The 14,417-nt window shown below is 71.2% G+C and carries 15 protein-coding genes; 5 read left to right on the forward strand and 10 right to left on the reverse strand.

Annotated elements, in window-relative coordinates:
* The first annotated feature begins 10 nt into the window (after positions 1–10).
* Together OV427_RS19180 and OV427_RS19185 are read left to right on the forward strand one after the other, a co-directional pair.
* A complete protein-coding gene (locus OV427_RS19180; protein ID WP_267857572.1) occupies positions 11–685 on the forward strand; it encodes a response regulator transcription factor in 675 nt (224 codons plus the stop codon).
* The gene (locus OV427_RS19185) at positions 682–1,815 is read left to right on the forward strand and encodes a sensor histidine kinase (protein WP_267857573.1); all 1,134 of its coding nucleotides are present in this window, start codon (positions 682–684) and stop codon (positions 1,813–1,815) included. The genes OV427_RS19180 and OV427_RS19185 overlap by 4 nt, the downstream gene beginning before the upstream one ends.
* On the opposite strand, the gene OV427_RS19190 is transcribed toward OV427_RS19185, so the two are convergent.
* The gene (locus OV427_RS19190; protein WP_267857574.1) at positions 1,730–3,280 is read right to left on the reverse strand and encodes a glycosyltransferase family 39 protein; all 1,551 of its coding nucleotides are present in this window, start codon (positions 3,278–3,280) and stop codon (positions 1,730–1,732) included. The two genes, OV427_RS19185 and OV427_RS19190, sit on opposite strands and share 86 nt — an antisense overlap.
* A 382-nt stretch (positions 3,281–3,662) precedes the next feature.
* Between OV427_RS19190 and OV427_RS19195 the strand changes: the two genes are divergently transcribed.
* Positions 3,663–4,253 (forward strand): hypothetical protein, encoded by a 591-nt coding sequence (locus tag OV427_RS19195; RefSeq protein ID WP_267857575.1) that lies wholly within the window; start codon positions 3,663–3,665, stop codon positions 4,251–4,253.
* Positions 4,254–4,390: 137 nt separating this feature from the next.
* Positions 4,391–4,969 (forward strand): DUF2378 family protein, encoded by a 579-nt coding sequence (locus tag OV427_RS19200; RefSeq protein WP_267857576.1) that lies wholly within the window; start codon positions 4,391–4,393, stop codon positions 4,967–4,969.
* Between the two features lie 38 nt (positions 4,970–5,007).
* Here OV427_RS19200 and OV427_RS19205 read toward each other — a convergent pair whose 3' ends face one another.
* From OV427_RS19205 to OV427_RS19235, 7 genes are all read right to left on the reverse strand, one after another.
* Positions 5,008–5,355, reverse strand: a complete 348-nt coding sequence (locus OV427_RS19205; RefSeq protein ID WP_267857577.1) for a hypothetical protein — start codon at positions 5,353–5,355, stop codon at positions 5,008–5,010.
* Between the two features lie 64 nt (positions 5,356–5,419).
* Complete coding sequence (locus OV427_RS19210) at positions 5,420–6,724, reverse strand: TolC family protein (RefSeq protein ID WP_267857578.1); 1,305 nt, start codon at positions 6,722–6,724, stop codon at positions 5,420–5,422.
* On the reverse strand, positions 6,724–7,956 hold the full coding sequence (locus OV427_RS19215) for an ABC transporter permease (protein WP_267857579.1): 1,233 nt from the start codon (positions 7,954–7,956) through the stop codon (positions 6,724–6,726). Before OV427_RS19215 ends, OV427_RS19210 begins: the two co-directional genes overlap by 1 nt.
* Positions 7,953–8,702 (reverse strand): ABC transporter ATP-binding protein, encoded by a 750-nt coding sequence (locus OV427_RS19220; RefSeq protein ID WP_267863445.1) that lies wholly within the window; start codon positions 8,700–8,702, stop codon positions 7,953–7,955. The genes OV427_RS19215 and OV427_RS19220 overlap by 4 nt, the downstream gene beginning before the upstream one ends.
* Before the next feature lie 153 nt (positions 8,703–8,855).
* Positions 8,856–10,178: an efflux RND transporter periplasmic adaptor subunit gene (locus OV427_RS19225; RefSeq protein ID WP_267857580.1), complete on the reverse strand. Its 1,323-nt coding sequence runs from the start codon at positions 10,176–10,178 to the stop codon at positions 8,856–8,858.
* 58 nt (positions 10,179–10,236) lie between these two features.
* Positions 10,237–11,745: a HAMP domain-containing sensor histidine kinase gene (locus OV427_RS19230; RefSeq protein WP_267857581.1), complete on the reverse strand. Its 1,509-nt coding sequence runs from the start codon at positions 11,743–11,745 to the stop codon at positions 10,237–10,239.
* Positions 11,742–12,470 (reverse strand): response regulator transcription factor, encoded by a 729-nt coding sequence (locus OV427_RS19235; RefSeq protein WP_267863446.1) that lies wholly within the window; start codon positions 12,468–12,470, stop codon positions 11,742–11,744. The genes OV427_RS19230 and OV427_RS19235 overlap by 4 nt, the downstream gene beginning before the upstream one ends.
* 336 nt (positions 12,471–12,806) lie before the next feature.
* Here OV427_RS19235 and OV427_RS19240 point away from each other — a divergent pair, with 336 nt between their 5' ends.
* Entirely contained in the window at positions 12,807–13,337 is a 531-nt protein-coding gene (locus OV427_RS19240; RefSeq protein ID WP_267857582.1) for a hypothetical protein, read from the forward strand.
* Positions 13,338–13,544: 207 nt separating this feature from the next.
* Here the strand turns inward: OV427_RS19240 and OV427_RS19245 are convergent, their stop codons facing one another.
* Positions 13,545–13,670, reverse strand: coding sequence for a hypothetical protein (locus OV427_RS19245; RefSeq protein WP_267857583.1), 126 nt, complete (start codon positions 13,668–13,670; stop codon positions 13,545–13,547).
* Positions 13,648–14,364 (reverse strand): SDR family oxidoreductase, encoded by a 717-nt coding sequence (locus OV427_RS19250; protein WP_267857584.1) that lies wholly within the window; start codon positions 14,362–14,364, stop codon positions 13,648–13,650. Before OV427_RS19250 ends, OV427_RS19245 begins: the two co-directional genes overlap by 23 nt.
* Positions 14,365–14,417 lie beyond the last annotated feature (53 nt).

Raw genomic sequence — 14,417 nt, forward strand, 5'->3', positions numbered from 1 at the left:
GAATCCCATCGTGTCCATCCTCATCGTCGAAGACGAACTGCGGGTCCGCGCCTTCATCTCACGGGGCCTCACGGAAGAGGGCTTCCGCGTGCGCGAGAGCGTGGACGGCGCGCAGGCCCAGGAAATGATGCGTCACGAGCGCTTCGCGCTCATCATCCTGGACTGGATGCTGCCGGGGCTGTCCGGGCTGGACCTGCTCCGGGCGCTGCGTGCGAAGCAGGACACCACGCCCATCCTCATGCTCACCGCGAAGGACGCGGTCGCGGACCGCATCAGCGCGCTCAATGCCGGCGCGGACGACTATCTCATCAAGCCCTTTGCCTTCGAGGAGCTGCTGGCGCGCATCCGCGCCATCCTCCGCCGCGTCGACAACCGCGCCACGCCACTGCTGAGCCACGAGGACCTGACCATGGACCCCACCACCCGGAAGGTGGTCAGGGCCGGCGTGGAGATTCCGCTGACCACCCGGGAGTACGCGCTCCTGCAATTCATGCTCGAGCACGCGGGCGAGGTCCTGTCCCGGACCCGCATCGTGCAGGCCGTGTGGGAGCACGACTTCGAGACCTTCTCCAACGTCGTGGAGGTCTACATCCGCTATCTCCGGGCCAAGGTGGACAAGCCCTTTCCCACCAGGCTCATCCACACCGTGCGCGGCGTGGGCTACGTGCTCCGGAGCCGCGCGTGAGGCGTCCGCGCACGCTCCGCGAACAGCTGACCTCCTTCTTCGTCGGCGCCGTCCTGGGAACCACCCTCCTCTACGGTGTGCTGGTGACGGCGGTGCTGGCCACCGGGGAGTACATCGAACACTCCGCGGACCCCAGCCAGGGGCTGCACGAGGGAATCTTCGACGAAGCCCTGCAGGCCCTGGGCGCCATCCTCCTCAGCATGCCGTTCGCGGTGCTGGGGTCCAGGGCGATTGGCGGCGCGCTGACCCGCAAGGCGCTGGCACCGCTGCGTGAAGCAAGAGACCGGGTCCGCGCCGCGCGGGCCTCGGAGCTGGACCTGTGCCTTCCCGACGGGGGAACCGGGGACGAGTGGGACACGCTGGCAGCGACCCTGAATGAGCTCCTCTCGGATGCCCGCGCGTCGCTCGCACGCATCCGTGCCTTCACCTCCGACGCGGCGCACGAGCTGCGCACGCCGCTCACCATCATCCTGGGCGAGACGGAGGTCAGCCTGCGCAGGGAGCGGACGCCTGAGGAGTACCGCCACACGTTGGCCATCGTGCTCGATGAGACCCGCCGGCTCACCCACCTGGTGGACGCGCTGCTCCAGCTGGCGCGCTCGGATGCCGGCACCCAGGTGATGACCGTGGAGCCCGTGGACCTGTACGCCCTGGCGCGGCTGTCGCTCCAGCGCACGGAGCAGCACCTGGCGGCGCAATCCCGGAGCCTGACGCTGGAGCTGAAGGGCGGCCCCACGCAGGTCCGGGGCAGTCCGGTCCTGTTGACCCACGTGCTGGACAACCTGCTCTCCAATGCACGCCGCCACGCCCGCGAGCGCATCCGCGTGGAGCTGGACGCGACGGACACGGGCGTCCACGTCACCGTGGGGGATGACGGCGAGGGTGTGGACGCCGCCTTCCAGGCCCGGCTCTTCCAGCGCTTCGCCCGGGCGGACCCGTCGCGGCAGGGCGACGGCACCGGCCTGGGGCTCGCGGTGTCGCGGACCCTCGCCGAGGCACATGGCGGGACGCTCGACTACGCGCGGGTCGACGGCGAAAGCCGCTTCACCTTGCGCCTCCCGAAGCCGGAAGCGTCTGGCGCGCCGCCACTTCCGGCCGGGCATGCCAGCCCTGACAGGACCACATCTTGAAGGTCGTCACCGGCCGGTCGCCGCGGTGCACCGTCACAGGGGGCAGCTCGCGCACCGCCGCGCAATGCGCCTCCAGCCGCACCGCCGCGTCGCGCAGTGGCTGGCGCAGGTCCGCGACGACGAGGGCGTCCGCGCCGGGACGCACCCGGTCCAGCCAGAAGTCATACGCCAGCCCGTCGCCGCCCAGCGCGGAGTCGGACTGGGTCTCCGGGCGGTCGGGCAGGTAGTAGGCCAGCTCGCTCGCCGTCTTGTAGCCCCATCCCACCACCAGCGGTGCGGGCGTGCCGGCAGCCTCGCGGTGCCGTTGCACGGCTTCGGCCAGCTCACGCCAGCCGCTCACCAGGTTGTCGCGCTCGCGAAAGGGAATCCACGGGCAGAGCGGCATCAGATACATGCCTGTCATCAGCACCGCGCCCAGGCCCACGCTCAGCGCCGCGTAGCCGCGCACGGCCCGGTGCTGGCGCAACGCCCACGCCCCCGCGGCGGCGGCCACCATCAAGCCCAGGTACGCGGGGGCCACCCAGTTCATCTTCACCCAGTGCAGGGGGCTCATCAGGGTGAACAGGGCGAGTCCTGGCACGCTGGCGAATGCCAACAGCCGTGCGCGGGCATCTCCCCTCCACGCCTGGCGCACGAGGACGCCCGCCGTCAGCAGCAGCGCCAGGTAGAGCAGCGGCCCCACGGCCAGCGCCTGCAGTCCCACGTAGCGGCCAACGAGATAGCCATGGAAGCCATCCACCGTCCGGGCGCGACCGGTGGTCTGGAACGCGAAGGACGCCCAGTCATGCGCCTGGTTCCAGAGCAGCACCGGTGAGAACACCGCGAGCATGAGGAGGCACGCGGCGTAGGGATGCGGGGTGCGCAGGGCCTCACGGCCCCGCCGTGTCACCAGCGCCGTCCCCAGCACCTGGAGCGGCAGCAGCGCGGCGGTGTATTTCGACAGCAGCCCGCCCCCACAGAACACGCCCAGCAGATACCAGCGCCATCCAAAACGCCCGGGGCCCTGGCCATCGGGCAGCACCAACTCGCAGAGCACGCGCAGCGCGGCGGCCCAGAACAGCACGAGCGGGACATCCGGCGTCATCACCACCGCTCCCAGGCCGAAGAGGACCGTGGCATTCGCGGCGATCGCCGCCAGTACCCCGGCCGCGGGCGAGTACAGCCGCTTGCCGAGCGAATACAGGACCCCCCCGAGTGCGGCCGAGGACAGGATGGCGGGCAGGCGCAGGGCGAGCTGCGAGTCGCCCAGGAGCCGGACGGACAGCGCCATCCACCAGGCGCACATCGGAGGATGGTCCAGATAGGACAGGTCCAGGTGGCGCGTGTATTGCCAGTAATAGGCCTCCTGCGGCGCCAGCTCCACCTGCCCCGCGTAGAGCAGCCGCACGAGCACGAGCCCCAGGGTCGCCCCCAGTCCCCATGGCCACCCAGGGCGATGGGCGGCTCCTCCGACCGTGCTCGGCATCTGGCATCCTTTCGCCCCCGACGACACCTGGGCATCCGTGCTCCGAGGCGCGGGGGGCTTCCGAGTCATGCCTGATGCGGGAGGGCCGTGTCCGCGAGCCAATGTCTCTCTGAGAGACTTTTCATCGCCGCTTCATCTTCGCGTGGGATTCGACGGAGGCCAGACACTCCGCCAGAGGGCGTCGCTGCATTCCGTGACGCGCGCCATCCATCCCATGGCCCGCACCGCGCTGCCCTGGAGTCGGTGAACGTGTCAGGCCGGCGTCTCATCCGCCCTGATACTGGCAGGGCGCAGCTTGCGCTTCGCGTGCAAGCGCCAGCGAATGAGAATTCTCTCATCCCTTCCCCATGCGGTTCTCATCGGCGCTCCTCAAGATGCCCTCATGCAAGAGGTGGAGCTCAAGAGCGTCGTGGACGACCTGCCGCTGCGCCGCAGGCGCGTCGAGGAAGCAGGCGGAAGACTGCGCTTCGCCGGACCGATGGTGGACCGGTACTACAGGCTCGAGGCATGTCCAGACGAAGGCGCCGGGCGGCTGCGGGTCCGCACCTACGAGGCACCGGCGGGCGGCTGGACGGAGTTGACGTGGAAGGGCGGCGCCCGCCTGGAGCACGGATACAAGGTGCGAGAGGAGCTGACCACCCGGGTGGAGGATGAAGCCCCGCTGCGGGAAATCCTCGAGCGCACGGGTTTCGCGGAGAGCGAGTGCCTCAGGAGGGAGATCGCCTGGTATGTGTTCGGCGATGCCACCCTTCGCTTCGAGCAGTTCCCACGCATGGACCTGCTCCTCGAAGTGGAGGGCGCCTCCGAGGCCATCGAGCACGCCATCCATGCCACGGGGATTCCCCGCGAGCAGTTCACCGCCGAGCCGCTGAAGGAATTCATCCGCCGCTTCGAGGCGCGGACCGGCACGAGCGCCCTGCTGGAGTGGCCCGTGCCTGCCGTCCGCGATTCCGCCGCCCCCCGGTTCTCCTGACACGGTGATGATGGCGACTCTGGAGCGAGCACGCCGACATCTCCCGAAACACAACGGCAAGGCACTGAAACAGACGCCTTGCTATCCATGAGCCTCGCAGCGGGTGCACCCAGCTCCCGAGCCGACAGAGGTGGCGGATGGAAACGGTGACGGCGCAGCCCGTGGGTCGTGAGCCGGTGGTGTTCGGACATGCGCTGGAGGCACTGCTGGCGGCGGCGGACCCGCTGACTCCGGCCAGGCTCGCCGCGCTGGAGCAACTGGGACTCAACACCCACCGGCCGCTGCTCGCCGCCTACCCCTTCGCGGTGTGGCCGGAAGCCATCCGCCTGCTCGCGGGCACCGAGGCCGGGCAGTACGCCCTGGGCCAGCGCTTCCTGGAGTGCGTCCAGCAGTCGAAGGTGGGCGCCGCCCTGCACGACTTCGCGAAGGTGGTGGGCGCGGAGCGGATGCTGCTGCGCATGTCGCGCAACATCCGCTCCTCCAACAACGTTCTCGACGCCCTGGTGACGCCGCGAAGCGAGGACACGGGCTGGGAGCTCCTCGTGCGCCCGCTGGCGGAGTTCACCCACGTCCCGGGCCTGCGCGCGGAGCCACCGCACTTCGTCCGGGGCCTGCTCACCTCCGCCTTCCAGCAGGCCGGCGCGCGCCTGGCGAGGGTGGAGCTCCTCCGCCACGACGCGGCCTGCGCCACCAGCACCTTCCACGTCACGCTCTAGCGCGCACGCTGGGGTGGAGGCTCGTGGTAGCGCGAGCGTCACGGACAGTCCCTCCCCTGCCGCCTGGCACACCACGTCCCCCACCACCGTGGGCGCCTCGCGCGAGCCGAGCTGCTCGCCGGGTAGCGCTCGCGGGTGGTGCCCTCGGGGCCCTGCTTCTCCTTCCAGGTGGTGACGAGCTGCCCGGGGTTCCGCGCCTCCTCCAGGGAGAACCCCTTCTCCTCCAGCACCTGGCGCGCGGTGGCCAGCGTCGTCTGCACGGGGACCTGGAGCGCCTGCGCGAACCGCATCGGCACCAAGGCCTCCGTGCGTGCGGCGTGCTGCGCGCACCCGGACAGACTCACAGCGAAGGACAGACCCAGGACGAAGCGCGAGAAGAAGGACATCAGGGCTCCTTGCAGGAAGCGTCCCCTCAATGCCGGAACGCCTCCTGCATATCGCCCCGCCTGCTCAAGGGACCATGGCGACCACCGAGTGGGGCTGGGTTCCCAGCGCCCGGGCCAGCGTGGCGCGCGCGGTGGCCAGGTCGTACGTGGCCTGCACGCGCTGGGCAGCGGCGTTGGTGTACTCCACCTGCGCGTCGCTCAGTTCGATGATGTTGCCCACGCCCGCCTGGTAGCGCCCCTCGGCCAGCCGCAGTCGCTCGCGCGCATTCACCAGGGCCTCTTCCGCCGCGGAGAGCGCCTCGCGCGAGGCCGTCACCGCCAGCCGCGCCTGCTCCACCTCCAGCCGCACCTGCTGCCGGAGCACGTCCTGCTGGGCCTGCGTGTCCCGGAGCAACGCCCGCTGCTCGCGCACCTCCGCGCGAGTGCGGCCGCCTTCGAAGAGGGGCCAGCTCAGAGACAGCCCACCGCTCACGTTCCACGTCGCGTCCGCCGGGTCCGTGCCCGTGTCGTTGGCTCCCGCCGTGGCGCCGAGGCTGGGCCAGAAGTCGCTCCGCGTCGCGCCCACCTGCGCCTCCTGCGCACGCACCTGGAGCTCGCGCGCCTTCACGTCACCGCGCGCCGCCAGGGCCCGCTCCACCAGCACGTCGGTCGCCGCGTCCTCACCCTCCACGGGCGCCACCGACACGTCCTCCACCGTGTATTCGGTGGAGCCCTCCACGCCCATCGCCTGGTTGAGCACCGCCTTCGCGGTGGCCTCCGCGTTGCGCGCCTGGATGAAGCGCACCTGCGCGTTCGCCCGCGCGGTGCGCTGCTGGAGCAGGTCGATTTCCGGCCGGTTCCCCACCTCCACCGCGGCAGTCACCTGCCGCAAGCGCTTCTCTTCGCTCTCCAGCGTCTCGCGCGCCACGTCCAGCAGCGCCCGCTGGGTCAGCGCGTCGAAGTAGGAGGCGCGCACGTCGAGCAGCACGTCCTCCAGCGTCTGGGCCTGCGTCGCCTCCTGCGCCTCAGCGGAGCGGCGCGACGCCGTGAGCCGTCCGGACGTGCGGCCGAAGTCGTAGAGGAGCTGATTGGCGTTGAGGCCCGCGCTGAAGCGCCGCGCCGTGCCGCCGCTCACCACTCCGCCGGACGTGCCCACGCGGTTCGTCCCCACGTCGTAGCTCGCATTCCCACTCACCTGCGGCAGGAACCCCGAGCGCGCCTGGTCCACCCGGGCCCGCGCCGCGTCCGTGCCGGCCCGCGCCGAGCGCAACTGCGGCTGCTGCTCGCGCGCGGTGACTTCCGCCTGCTCCAGCGTGAGCACCCGCGAGGGCTCCGCCGCCAGCGCACCCGCGCTCCATCCCAGCACCACCACCATGGCCAGCGTCCGCATCACTCGTACCTCAGTGCATCGATGGGGTCCAAAAGGCTGGCCTTGCGCGCCGGGTACAGGCCGAAGCCCACGCCCACCAGCGCGCTGAAGCCCAGCGCGAGCACGACGACGTCCGGGCGCACCAGCATGGGCCACTGGAACTGCGCGGCCAGCACCTTCGCCACGCCCACGCCCACCGCCGCGCCCAGCAGTCCGCCGAGCATGGACAGCGTGAGCGCCTCCACCAGGAACTGGGCCAGGATGTCCCGGGGGCGCGCGCCCAGCGCCACGCGCACGCCAATCTCGCGCGTCCGCTCGGTGACGCTCACCAGCATGATGTTCATGATGCCGATGCCGCCCACCACCAGCGACACCGCGGCGATGGAGGCCAGCAGCAGGCTCAGCGTCTGGGTGCTCTGCTGCTGACCGCTGGCCAGCTCCGCCAGGCTGCGCACGTCGAAGTCATCCGCCTCGCCCTCGGCCAGCCGGTGCCGCTCGCGCAGCAACTGTGTCACCTCGCTCTGCGCCTGCTCCGTCTGCGAGGACGACGTCGCCTGCACGAAGACCACGCCGGAGATGTACGCCCCCAGGCTCTGCGCCTGCACCGAGCGCAGGAAGCTGGTGGAGGGGATGAAGGCGGTGTTGTCGTAGTCCTGCCCCATGGGGGACTGGCCCTTGCGCGCCGTCACGCCCACCACGGTGAAGGGCGTCTTGTTGATGCGCACCACCTGGCCCACGGGGTTGGCGCCCGCGCCGTACAGGTTGTCCACCACCGTCTGTCCCAGGACGACGACCTTCGCGCCCGCCTCGTTGTCGGGCTCGGTGAAGGCCGCGCCCTTGGCCATGGTCCAGCTGCGCACCTCGAAGAAGTCCGGTGTGGTGCCCACCACGGTGGTGGACCAGTTCTGGTCCTCGGAGAACACCTGGGTGTTGGAGCGCAGCTCCGGGGCCGCCGCGCGCACGGCGGGCAGCTCGGTGCGGATGGCCGCCAGGTCGTCCCACGTCAGCGTGGGCTGGCTGCCGAAGCCGCCGCGCGCGCCGCCCGCGTTGGACGAGCCGGGCAGGATGATGAGCAGGTTGGTCCCCATGGAGTCGAAGACCTTCTGCACGCTGGCGCGCGCGCCGTCGCCAATGGCCACCATGGCGATGACCGCACCCACGCCGATGATGATGCCCAGCGCGGTGAGCACCGAGCGCGTCTTGCTGCGCAGGAGCGCCCGTGCCGCGAGACGAAGCGTTTCGAGGAGATTCACGACACCGCCTCCTCTTCTTCCGGGAGCGGCACCGCGGCCTGGGGCGCCTGCTTCCGGTCCGCGACGATGCGGCCATCGCGCACCACCACCACGCGACCGGCATACGCGGCGATGTCCGGCTCATGCGTCACCACCACCAGCGTGAGCCCCTCGCGCTGCAACTCCTGGAAGAGCGCCATCACCTCCACGCTGGTGCGCGAGTCGAGGTTGCCGGTGGGCTCGTCCGCGAGGATGAGGCGCGGCCGGCCCACCAGCGCGCGGGCAATGGCCACGCGCTGCTGCTGTCCGCCGGAGAGCTGCTTCGGGTGGTGCTCCAGCCGCTCGCCCAGCCCCACCCGCTCCAGCGCGGCGCGGGCTCGCAGGTGGCGCTCGCGCGTGGGCACGCCCGCATACAGCAGCGGTAGCTCCACGTTCTCCAGCGCGGTGGTGCGCGCGAGCAGGTTGAAGCTCTGGAAGACGAAGCCCAGCGTGCGGTTGCGCACGCGCGCCAGCCCGTCCCTGTCCAACCGCGCCACGTTGCGCCCGTCCAGCAGGTACTCACCCGCGGTGGGCTTGTCGAGGCACCCGAGGATGTTCATCAGCGTCGACTTGCCGGAGCCGCTCGTCCCCATGATGGCGACCAGCTCACCCGGTTGGACGGCGAGGTCCACGCCTCGCAGCGCGCGCACCTCCACGTCTCCCGTCCGGTACACCTTGCTCACCCCGCGCAGCTCCACGAGCGGCGGGACCTCACGTACGACCTCCATGTCCCTGCGCTCCTCGCCGCCCTGAAAGGCCTTGCCCGCACCGCCCGACTCACCGAGCGGCGGGGCTTCGCGTCCTGTGCGCATGCCCATGTTCTCCTCGCCGCCCTGAAAGGCCCTGTCTCGCGCGTCCATGTCCCCGTCCTCCACGCCGCCCTAGAAGGGCCCGCCCCGTCCCGGTGGCCGCATGCCACCGGGCCGCGCGCCCGCGGCTCCACCTACCGGTGGCGCCGCTGCAGTGCTCGCGGTGACGGCCTGCCCCGTGACGACGGTGTCGCCCGCGTGCAAGTCGCCCTGCGCCAGCTCCGTATAACTGCCGTCCGTCAAACCCGTCCGCACGCGAGCGCGCACCGGCCCCAGCGCTCCCGGACGCAGCACGTACAGCACACGGCTTCCGTCCTCCGCGCGCTCCGGGGCCGCGGCCTCCTCGGAGGCCCCTTCGGGAGTCGCGGGCCGGAAGCGCAGCGCCGCATTGGGCACGGCGAGCACGCCGTCCTTCTGCGCGGTGACGATGGTGACGTTGGCCGTCATCCCCGGCTTCAACTTCAGGTCCGGGTTGGCCACGTCGATGACGGCGTCATACGTGACGACGTTCTGTGTCGTCGTGGCCGCGTTGCGAATCTGCCGGATGGTGCCGGTGAAGCGCTCCCCGGGCCACGCGTCCACGGTGAAGGTGGCCGTCATCCCCGGCTGGAGCCGGCCCACGTCGGCCTCGGCCACGCTGGTGTTGACCTGCATCTTCCGCAGGTCCTCGGCGATGGTGAACAGCTTCGGCGCCTGGAGGGACGCGGCCACCGTCTGCCCCACATCCACGTCACGCGAGATGACGATGCCGTCCGTGGGCGAGACGATGGTGGCCTGCTTCAGGTTGACCTCCGCCTCGGACAGCGCGGCCTGGGCCTGCGCGAGCTGCCCCTCCATCGCGGCCACCTCGGCGCGCGCGCTGTCGGCCGTGGCCTCCGCGCTCTCCAGGTCGGCCTGCGAGATGAACTGCTGCTGGCGCAGCGTGCGAGCCCGCTCCGCCTGCTTGCGCGAGTTGTCCGCCATCACGCGGGCCTTGGTGACGTTGGCGCGCGCCGCCAGCTGGTTCGCCTTCGCCCGGTCCACGGCCGCCTGGACGAGCTGCGGGTCCAGCCGCGCGATGACCTGGCCCTTCTTCACCTCGGAGTTGAAGTCGACCAGCAGCTCCTGGATGCGGCCGGACACCTGGCTGCCGACCTCCACCGTCACCAGCGCGGAGAGGGTGCCGGTGGCCGTCACCTTCGTGGTGATGCGCCGGGGCTCCACCTTCGCCGTCTGGAACGCGGCCGCGGGGTCCACCGGGCGACTCCGGGCGCGCCACAGTCCCACCGCGCCCAACACCGCCACCACCAGCAGCGCCCAGCCCCACCACCGCACCCGGCGCTTGATGTCTTCCACCTCGGGAGCCGCGGGAGCGAGAACTTCGAGGCTCCGCGGTGCTTCAGTCGCGACCTTCATGCCCCCAGATGTACGGGGCTCTTCATTTCATTGAATGACGGCCGGATTACCGCCCGTGTCACCCGGCTGAAGAGGCGGACTCCGCCTGCCCGCCCGGCTGCACCTCGGGCGCGGCGGCAGGCAGGGTGATGCGGGCCGTGGTGCCCTCGCCCGCGCGGCTCTCGAGTGCCAGCGTCCCGCCGTGCGCGTCGATGATGCGCCGGGCCAGGGTGAGCCCCAGCCCCACGCCGCCCGTCCTCCGGGCGCGGCTGCGGTCGGTGCGGAAGAACGGCGTGCCCACGCGCGGCAGGTCCGCCGCGTCGATGCCGATGCCCTGGTCCGCCACCTCGAACAGGAGCCCCTGTCCGGTGGACCGCGCGCGCAGGCGCACGGTGGTGCGTGGCTCGGAGTACTTCCCCGCGTTGTCGAGCAGGTTGTCCAGCACGCGCCGCAACATCACCGGGTCCGCCTCCAGCACGGGCAGGGACTCGTCCACGCTCACCTCCAGCGTGTGCGTGGGACGAGCGATGCGGAAGCGGCCCGCGGCCTTGTCCACCAGCGCGTGCGCGTCCACGCGCTCCAGACGCAGTGGGGGCGTGCCGCCGCTGGAGCCCCCGTTGGCCAGGTCCAGCTTCGCGGCGGTGAGCACGTCCTCCACCAGTCGCTCCAGCTCGGACAGGTCCTCGGTGATGTCGGTGAGCAGCTCGCGCGCGGTGGCGGCGTCGCCCTCGGCGGCGATGTCCAGCGCCACGCGGATGCGCGACAGCGGCGTGCGCAGCTCGTGGGACACATTGGCCAGCAACTCCTTCTGCGAGCGCAGCAGGTGGGTGATGCGGCCGGCCATCTCGTCGAAGGCCTCCGCCACCTCGCCCAGCTCGTCGTGGCGGCGGAAGCCGGTGCGCGTGTCCAGCTTCCCCGCGCCGAACTCCCGCGCCACCTGCGCCAGCCGTTGCAGCGGCCCCGCCAGCGTGCGCGCGAAGACCAGCGACGTAATCGCCGTGCACACCAGGACCGCGGCCACGATGAACGTCGTGTTCTCCGACGGCGGAGTGGGAGGACGCATGAGGATGGAGACGTACGCCTCCACCGGCCCTCGCTCGGGGATGGGCAACGTGAGCACCGGGAGGGGCGGCGGCGGATCCGGAGGCGACACGCCTGGCAGGGGCAGTCCGCCGGGTCCTCCGGGTCCTCCCCGTCCTCCTGGCCCGCCCCGTCCCGGCCCCCCCGGTGGACCGGCTCCTCCCGACCGGGAGAGCGCCTCGAGCTCGGCGGCGCTCAGCGGCGGCAGGGGCGTGGACGTGTTGCTGGCGATGAGCTGCCCGGACGCGTCCCGCACCGTCACCTGCGCATCAATCATCCGCGCCGCGCGGTCCAGCGAGGCCTGGAGCGCCGCCGGATTGTTCCGCAGCTCCCCCCACTCGCGCACGTTGTACTGGAGGTGCCGGTTGAAGCCGTGCCGGAAGGGCTTCTCGACGATGAGCGAGCGCGCGAGGAACAACACGACGCTGACGAGCACGAGCTGCGCCAGGCCCACCAGGTAGATGCGCAGCAGCAGCCGGCCGGGACGCCGGAAGGAGAACCCGCTCAAGTCTCGTCCCCGGTGGCGAGCATGTAGCCCGCACCACGCACCGTCTTGAGCAGCATGGGGTTGCGCGGATCCTCCTCCAGCTTCTGCCGCAGCCGGAAGATGTGCACGTCCACCGAGCGGTCGAACACCTCGTCCGCGCTGCCCTTCACCAAATCGAGCAACTGCTCGCGGCTGAGCACGCGCCCGGCGCGCTCGGCGAGCACACGCAGCAGGCCGAACTCGTAGGTGGTGAGGTGCAGCACCTTGCCGTCCAGCGTGGCCTTGAGGCTGCGCGGGTCCAGCGTCAGGCGTCCCACGTGGACGGGCTGGGTGGCGGGGCCGGCCTTGCCGCGGGCGCGCCGCACCTGTGCACGGATGCGGGCGAGCAGCTCGCGGGACGAGTAGGGCTTGGGCAGGTAGTCGTCCGCACCCGTCTCCAGGCCGAGCACCCGGTCGGCCTCCTCGCCGCGCGCGGTGACCATGATGATGGGCACGTCACTGCGGCTGCGCAGCTCGCGGCAGACCTCCAGGCCGTCGCGGCCGGGGAGCATCAGGTCCAGGAGGACGACGTCGAAGGAGTGGCGGCTGGCCTCCGTGAGCGCTTCGGTACCGGAGTACGCCACGGTGACGACGACACCGTGCTCCTGGAGGTAGCGGCTGGTGAGCCGGGCGAGTCGCTCGTCATCTTCGACGAGGAGGACCTGGACGGTGCCTTCTTCCGGGGCCGGGGGAATGGGCTGCTCCATGAACTGTGTCTCCCGCATCTCGAGCTCCCGGAAGGGTAACAACGAAAAGGTGTGGTCCGGAGGCCTTGGAGGGGTCTGGTCTCGTCTTGAGGGCGAGTCGAAAGACTTTACCGCCGGGCCACGACCGTAAGCTGTCACCCTCCCATGTCCGTAACACTTCGAGGCGATGACGAATTGTTACGGCGGCCTCCGGGGCCTTTCGACACATGCCGTAATGGACGGTTCATCTTCAGGACATGGGGCGCATCCAGATTGCATCGTGGAAGAGCCAGGGGACCTGCCGAGCAGGCAAAGGACGGCAGGGCCGCCCGGGCTCAGGTGCAACGGAGGAAGCCCATGTCGTTCCTGAAGAAGTTGCCCGTGGTGATGATGCTGGCCTTCCCGGTGCTGGCGTGTGCGCAGGATGCCCAGGCGCAGCGCGGCTCCGGTGGCGGGGAGATGATGCGCCGGCGCCCCCCGTCGTCGCTGCAGCTGCTGCTGGAGAACCGGGAGACGCTCGCCCTCACGCCGGAGCAGGTGGGCACGGTGAGCGGGCTGCAGGCGGCGCTGGAGGAGAAGAACGCGCCGCTCATCGAGAAGCTGGAGGCCCTGAGGCCACCGCACCCGCCCCCGGGCGCTGGCGGCCGCGCGAATGGCGGCCCCCCGGCGGGCGCGCCGCCCGACGCGGCGACGATGGAGGCGCGGCGGCAGCAGTTGGAACCGCTCTTCCAGGAGGTGCGCGCCAATGACGACGCCGCGTACGCGCAGGCGGAAGCGGTGCTGAGCGACACGCAGAAGACGCGGGCGCGCGAGCTCATCACCCAGGCCCGCGAGCAGGAGCGCAGCCGGCACGAGGCGATGCGCCAGCGGATGCGGGGCGCGCAGTGAGCCCGTGGCTCTGGCTGTGGTTCCTCGCGCCCCCATTGGAGGCGGCGAGGCAGTCCCGGCGCGCGGTGGACCCCACGCCCCCGCGTGCCCGGAACCGGGAGCGTGCGACTCCCAAGCGGGCCCATCCACCGGAGATGCGGGTCGCGAAGGCGAAGAGCAGCCGCTGAGCGGCGCAGGCCCGGGTAGCCATGCCCGGGCGCGCCCGTCTCACACGCGCGTGTGCCCGCCATCGACGTTCAGCACCTCGCCGGTGGCGAAGCGCAGCCACTGAGCAGTGCAGACCCGGACGGCCATGCCCGGGGGCACCATCTCATACGAGCTTGTGCCCGCCATCGACGTTCAGCACCTCGCCAGTGATGAAGCCATTCCCCATCAGGAAGAGGACCGCGCTGGAGGTATCCGCGGTGGTGCCGATGCGCCCGACGGGAAGCCGGCGCGCGTGCTGCTCGAAGCGCTGCTGCTTGGCGGCCCCCGCCACGACATCCCACGTCGGCGTGTCAATCCAGCCGGGAGAGATGACGTTGACCCGCACCGGCGCGAGCTCCAGCGCCAGCGCTCGAACGAGCGACACCAGCGCCCCATTCACAGCGGCAATCACGGACCCGCCCGGCCCCGGCCGCTCCGCGGCGATGCCACCCGTGACGGTGAACGAGCCCCCGGGCGCGAAGTTCGCATGCTTCGCGACGTGGAGCGCCGCCACGAGCTTGGAGTCGATGGTGCGGCGTGCCTGCGCCAGGTCCAGCTGGCGGATGGGCTGGTAGTACGGATGCACCGAGGTGAGGAGTACGTGGTGCGCGGGCGGGCGCGACTGGAAGAGCTCGCGCACCTGGGCCTCCTCGGTGACGTCGGCGGTGAAGGTGCGCACGCGCTGCCCACCGCCCAACCGTGTGGCGGCGGCGTCGAGCCTGTCGGGCGCCCGGCCCACGAGCGTCAGCGAGGCGCCGGCCTCCAGGCACGCGCTGGCCACTCCGAGTCCGATGCCCGACGACCCACCGATGATGACGACATGCTGGTCTTGAAGGTTCATGCCCCAGAAGTAGCGACAAGCGGGCCTCGCTGACCATGGGATGCCGTGGCAGG

Source organism: Pyxidicoccus sp. MSG2, from assembly GCF_026626705.1.
In the GTDB taxonomy this organism is placed as follows: Bacteria; Myxococcota; Myxococcia; order Myxococcales; family Myxococcaceae; genus Myxococcus.